This is a genomic window from Bifidobacterium sp. M0353, from assembly GCF_016100645.1.
Lineage (GTDB): Bacteria > Actinomycetota > Actinomycetes > Actinomycetales > Bifidobacteriaceae > Bombiscardovia > Bombiscardovia choladohabitans.
In genome coordinates, this window is record NZ_JACFSB010000033.1 from 1 (window position 1) to 411 (window position 411).

Here is a 411-nt window from a genome sequence, read left to right on the forward strand (position 1 = left end):
TTATCAAAATGAACAAGTAGAGCTCGAAACAATTTTAACTGATAAACAATATTTTGAAGATAATGATGGTGATGATGGATTTAAAGCAACTGGAACTTTAAAACTAGAAATTAAAGATAATAAAAATAATCAGATCAAACTGAATGATCAATTAGACAGTTGTGTAGGCTATTATACACTAACTTTAGAGACTACTGATTCAGAACTTTCAACCATTTATGGATTACCTAATATTAATAACTATCCTAGCGTCAGCAAAACTTACTATATTAGATCATCTGGTTCTGGTTTACCTAAAGTCTGTTGGCTACAACCTTCATTAGAAAAAGGTTCCCCCCCCATTTGCTTACACACAGCAAGAATATGATAATTTTTTTAATAAATATCCATGGGAAAAAGACGATACCCAAA

At 30.7% G+C, this 411-nt stretch carries 1 protein-coding gene; it reads left to right on the forward strand.

All coding sequences use genetic code 11. The features are described 5' to 3' along the window. The coding region (locus H3V04_RS08885; RefSeq protein ID WP_198188229.1) for a hypothetical protein at nucleotides 1-367 on the forward strand (367 nt) is incomplete at its 5' end. Nucleotides 368-411: the final 44 nt, after the last annotated feature.